The organism is Streptomyces sp. NPDC054847 (genome assembly GCF_053610925.1).
This window is the reverse complement of record NZ_JBSGZJ010000469.1, coordinates 1-5,497: the sequence shown is the minus strand read 5'-3', so window position 1 is coordinate 5,497 and position 5,497 is coordinate 1. Positions and strand designations below refer to the sequence as shown.

Annotated in this window: 3 protein-coding genes; 1 reads left to right on the top strand and 2 read right to left on the bottom strand. The window is 69.2% G+C overall.

The genetic code is table 11. The features are described from left to right. Nucleotides 1-194 precede the first annotated feature (194 nt). Nucleotides 195-1,418, bottom strand: a complete 1,224-nt coding sequence (locus ACWGH4_RS30280) for an IS4 family transposase (protein WP_453466525.1) — start codon at nucleotides 1,416-1,418, stop codon at nucleotides 195-197. 107 nt (nucleotides 1,419-1,525) lie between these two features. Then, nucleotides 1,526-3,784, bottom strand: coding sequence for an MMPL family transporter (locus ACWGH4_RS30275; RefSeq protein WP_453466523.1), 2,259 nt, complete (start codon nucleotides 3,782-3,784; stop codon nucleotides 1,526-1,528). Between the two features lie 461 nt (nucleotides 3,785-4,245). On the opposite strand from ACWGH4_RS30275, the gene ACWGH4_RS30270 reads away from it, so the two are divergent. After that, on the top strand, nucleotides 4,246-5,445 hold the full coding sequence (locus ACWGH4_RS30270; protein ID WP_453466521.1) for a S8 family peptidase: 1,200 nt from the start codon (nucleotides 4,246-4,248) through the stop codon (nucleotides 5,443-5,445). Nucleotides 5,446-5,497: the final 52 nt, after the last annotated feature.

The window sequence follows — 5,497 nt, the reverse complement described above, 5'->3', positions numbered from 1 at the left end:
GGACGGGTCCGGGGGGAGCCCGGTTTCGGGAAGTGGGGGTCCCCCCACGGCCGTCAGGCCAATGCCGTTGCCTTAGTGATCATTCCCACCGGTGGTGCAGGGTGATGACGATGGGTGAACGGTGCTGGCTGCTGGGCTCGCCAGGAGCCTTGCCGCCGTAGCCGGTGATGCATGACCGAACTTTGCGGGGGCAGTCACGGGACCGGCGGCGAGGCAGGAGGCTGCGGCCGATCTCGGCGAGTCCGAGGTGTCGGTCGCGTCTGCGGGCGGAGGGGGGAAAAGCCGCTCGGTGAGATCACCGTGCGGCGGACGACGTGCAGGGCTCGGGTGAACGAGGTCCGCTCGGCGGTGGTGCGGTGCAGTCGGGCGGCTTCGTCCAGCAGGTCGCGGGTGGCGTGGTGCACGATCAGGTGTGCGTAGATCTCCTGGCGCACCCCGTCCGGGGTCTGCGACCGCAAGACTGGTCGGCCACGTTGATGGGTCTTGATCTCGTCGAAGACCAGCTCGATCTCCCAGCGGCGGGCGTAAAGGGCGGCGAGCTCGGCGGCAGGATATTTCTCGTGGTCAGTCAGGCTGGTGATCAGCCGGACGGTGTCGGGCTGCCCATCGACGCGGTACTCGATCACCCGCACCAGCGCCGGCGGGGCCTTGACGGTTCCCGCGGTCTTGCTGTGCTTGTTCGGCTCGATCCGGGCCAGGTAGCTGCCGTCGGGCAGGACGTCCTGGACCCGTCGGGCCTTGCGCCGCTCGATCCGCCACAACAGGTGAGTGCCCCGATCCCGCAGCCGGTGCCAGCGGGCCAGGCCCCAAAGTCCGCGATCGGCCAGTAGTAATGTGCCGACTCCGACGTGGGCCTCGAGGGTGTCGGAGACGATGCGTTCGGACTCCTTGAACCCGCCGATCACGGCGTCGAGCACGGCGTGGGAGGAGCACTCCGCGACGGCGACCACCCTCGCCTGTGGATATCCCATGGGACTGCGCTGGGAGCCGGACTTGCCGAAGGCGTCGTTGTTGCCTGCCGAGTCGGGCACAGCCAGCAGGGTCCCGTCCAGGGCCAGAACCCGCAGACCGAGAAACAGCTCTCCACTCCCACCCAGTGGCCGGGCCACGGCACGGAACAAGTCCCGCATCACTGTCCATCCGAGCCTCTGCCGGGCCCTGGTCAACGAGGACTTGTTGACCCCGGTCCACGACCGCAGTCCCGGATCCCCGGTCTTCGCCAGGCGCAAGACCTCAAGGTAGTCGGCCTGCGGAAACAAGCACATCGCCAGCACGAAGTAGACCGTGAACCGAGCGGACAGCAGACGCCGACGCTTCTCCGAGCGACCGGCGTCACCGACCACCCGGTCCACCAGCTCGGGCGGGCACGACCGGGTCAGCACTCCCAGCCCCAACCGCTCCAGACGGGATATCAGCACACCGACTCAACCGGTCGGCAGCCCCAAAAGCAACGGCATTGGCCGTCAGGCCGCAGGGGGAGGGTAGGGGAGAAGCCCGCCGCAGGCGCAACCCGCCCCCGCCCGCCTCAGACGTGGACCGGGTCCGCGCCCCGCGCCTCGTCCGCCCTGCCCCGTTCAGGCGTCGGCGGCTCGTCGTGGGTCATGTCCGGGAGCCGGCGGAGCCACTTCGGGAAGTACCAGTTCCGCTCACCCAGCAGCGCCATGATCGCGGGCAGCAGCACCCCGCGGATGACCGTCGCGTCGATCAGCACCGCCGCCGCGAGGCCGACGCCCATCTGCTTCATCGACTGCATGGACAGCGTTCCGAAGATCGCGAAGACCGCGACCATGATGACCGCCGCGCTCGTCACCACGCCCGCCGTCGTCACCACGCCGTGCGTGATCGCGTCGCGGGTGTTCCGGCCCTGGGCCCTCGCCTCACGGATACGTGACACCACGAAGACGTGGTAGTCCATCGAGAGCCCGAAAAGGATCACGAACAGGAACAGCGGCAGCCACGCGATGATCGCTCCGACGCCCTCCGCGCCGACCAGCGAAGCGCCCCAGCCGTGCTGGAAGACGGCGGTCAGGATGCCGTACGCCGCGCCCACCGACAGCAGGTTGAGGACGATCGAGGTGACGGCGATCGTCAGGGAGCGGAACGACAGCAGCATCAGGACGAAGGCGAAGAGGACGACGAAGGCGAACACGGGCACGACCGCCCCGGTCAGCTGGTCGTTGAAGTCCTTGGAGCCGGCGACCTGGCCGGTGATCGGCGCCTCGACGCCGTCGACCGTGCCGAGGGTCGCGGGCCGCACCTCGTCCCGCAGCTTCTCGAGGCTCTTCTCCGCCCGGTCCTGGTCGGATCCGCCGACCAGGGGGACGGAGACGAAGGCGACGTTCTGCGCCTTGTGGGTGACGACCTCCACCGGCCCCTCGGACGCGCCGGAGCTGACGGCCCGTTCCCGGAAGCCGGCGATGGCCTGCCGTACCTGCGGCGAGTCGATGTCGTCCGCCTTGACGACGACCTGCGCCGGGTCGGCGCCGCCCGGGAACGCCTCGTTGATCCGCTCGTACGTCGCCACGATCGGCACCGAGTCGCCGAACTCCTGGTCCAGGGTGAAGTTCTGGGTCTTCATGCCGAGGGCGGGCAGCGCGACGGCGACCAGCGCGCCGGCGGCGACGATCAGGGACACCAGCGGGCGCCTCAGCACACCGCCGAGCACCCGGCTCCACACCCGGCTCTCACCGCTGTGCGCACCGGCGGTCCGCTTGCGGCGGTTGAGGAAGGGCAGCCGCCCCTTGTCGACCCGCTCGCCGAGCAGGGACAGCAGCGCGGGCAGGACGGTGACCGAGCCGACCATCGCCACCGCCACCACGATCAGCGAGGCGAGTCCCATCGACTCGAACTCCCCGATGCCGGTGAAGAGCATGCCCGCCATGGCGACGCACACCGTCACACCGGACACGACGACGGCCCGCCCACTGGTGGCCGCCGCGATCATGATGGCGGTGCGGCCGTCGCGGCCGGCGGCCCGCTCCTCGCGTTCGCGCCGCAGATAGAACAGGCAGTAGTCGACGCCGACGGCGAGACCGACGAGCAGCATCACGGAGTTGGCCGTCTCGCTCATCGGCATCACATGGCTGACGACGCCCATGAGCCCCATCGTCGCCATGATCGCGGTGATGGCGAGCAGCACCGGCAGCAGCGCGGCGACGAGCGCTCCGAACGCGATCAGCAGGATGCCCAGTGCGACGGGCACGGCGGAGAACTCGGCCCGCCGGAAGTCGTCGCCGAACGCCTCGTCGAACGTCTTGCCCATGCTGGCGCTGCCGAGTTCCTCGACCCGCAGATCCGGGTGCCGGTCCTGGACTTCCGCGACGGCCTTCAGCACGGGATCGATCCGCTCGCTCGCGGTCGCGGGGTCGCCGCGCACGTCGAACTGCACCAGGGCGCTGCGGCCGTCCCTCGAGATGCTCTTCGTCTCGTAGGGCGACGTCACGGCCGTGACCTCACCCGTTCCCTCGACCGTCCGCACGACGTCGTCGACGGCCTCGCGGAACGCGGGGTCGTCCGCCTTGGCCGCCCCGTCCCCGGCCTGCACGAGCACGCTCTCCGAGGCGGGCTCCTCGATGCCGGCCCGCTCGATGATGCGTGCGGCCTGTGTGGTCTCGCCGGACAGCTGCTCGCTGTCCTTGAGTTCGACGGTGCCCGCCGCCGAACCCGCCACCATGGCGAGCAGCACGAACAGTACCCAGATCCCCACGGCGGCCCAGCGGTGCCGCGCGCTCCAGCCCCCCGCCCGCGCGGCGATACCGCGCGGCCCGCTTCCTGCTCTCCCCATGACGGGCAAGTCCCCTCGTAGTGCCGGTGCGTTCGTCCGGTGAATGTGAGCGAATGTGTGAATGGCGTGCGGGAATGCCCATATCCGTGATCTGCGCGTGAGGCGGGTGTGTGAGGAATCTGCGCAAAGGCCCGTCGCCCAACTCGAAGTTATGGGCGTCTTCAGGTCGTCTCGTCCTGCCGGACGGTGAGTTGGGGCGGGCACCTTCTCCTCCTCCGGGACGGTGCGCATCCCTGACGAGGACGATGGAAGCCCCTTACAACTAAGGCACTTTGAAGGTCCGGCCCGACTTGGGAGGGCATGGCCGATTTCTTATTACGAAACCTTGTTGACTGAGTCACAGCTGCATGAAGGCCTTGATCTGGGCGCGTCAATCGGTCAGGGTTTCGAGCCAGCCCCCGGAGATCTTCCGTCCGCGGGGCGATCCCCCCACAAAAATGATGACGAGGAGACCCCTCTTCATGGCAACTCACAAGCGCGCGAGCAGGATCAAGCTCACCGCCGCCATAACCGCCGTGGCCGCCGCAGCAGGCGTCACGCTTCTCAACACGTCCTTCGCCGGGGCGGCCGCTCCGGCCGAGGGCAAGATCTACGGTGCGAACGCCGAAGGCGCCGTCGCCGGCAGCTACATCGTCATGCTGGACGAGAAGACCGACAAGAAGAGCCTGGCCAAGGAGTACGGCGGCAAGCTGCAGCGCAACTACAGCTCCGCCATCAACGGCTTCTCCGCCAGCGGTCTGACCGAGACGGAGGCCAAGCGCCTCGCCGCCGACCCGGCCGTCGCCAAGGTCGTCCAGAACAAGAAGTTCACCATCAACGCCACCCAAGACAACCCGCCGTCCTGGGGTCTCGACCGGGTCGACCAGGCCGACACGGCCGGGGACACCAAGTACAACTACCCGGACAGCGCCGGTGAAGGCGTGACCGCGTACGTCATCGACACCGGGGTCCGGATCTCCCACAAGGACTTCGAGGGCCGCGCCACCCACGGCTTCGACGCCGTGGACAACGACGAATCCGCCGACGACGGGAACGGCCACGGCACGCACGTGGCGGGCACCATCGCCGGCGCGGCGCACGGTGTCGCCAAGAAGGCGAAGATCGTCGCCGTCCGGGTGCTCGACGACAACGGCTCCGGCACCACCGAGCAGGTCGTCGCGGGCATCGACTGGGTCACCCAGAACCACCAGGGCCCGTCCGTCGCCAACATGAGCCTCGGCGGCGGCGCCGACGAGGCCCTCGACGAGGCGGTCCGCAAGGCCATCGCCGCCGGTGTCACCTTCGGTGTCGCGGCCGGCAACGAGTCCTCCGACGCGGGCCAGGGCTCGCCGTCGCGGGTGCAGGAGGCCATCACGGTCGCCTCCTCCACCAAGGAGGACGCCCAGTCGGACTTCTCCAACTTCGGTGAGGTCGTGGACATCTACGCCCCCGGCTCCGACATCACCTCGTCGTGGAACGACAGCGACGAGGGCACCAAGACCATCTCCGGCACGTCGATGGCGACTCCGCACGTCGTCGGCGCCGCGGCGGTCTACCTCGCGGGTCACCAGGACGCGACCCCGGAGCAGGTCGCCACGGCGCTCACCGAGGGCGCCACGGCGGACAAGATCTCGAACCCGGGCGCGGGCACGCCCAACAAGCTGCTGAAGGTCGTCGAGTGACCGACGGCCCACGTCGCTGAACCGGCGGTCGCCGTGCCCTCCCCCACGGGGC

Excerpts from the sequence above, each read along its gene's own strand:
- ACWGH4_RS30270 (WP_453466521.1), top strand. The coding sequence starts at position 4,246 with ATGGCAACTCACAAGCGCGCGAGCAGGATCAAGCTCACCGCCGCCATA.
- ACWGH4_RS30275 (WP_453466523.1), bottom strand. The coding sequence starts at position 3,784 with ATGGGGAGAGCAGGAAGCGGGCCGCGCGGTATCGCCGCGCGGGCGGGG.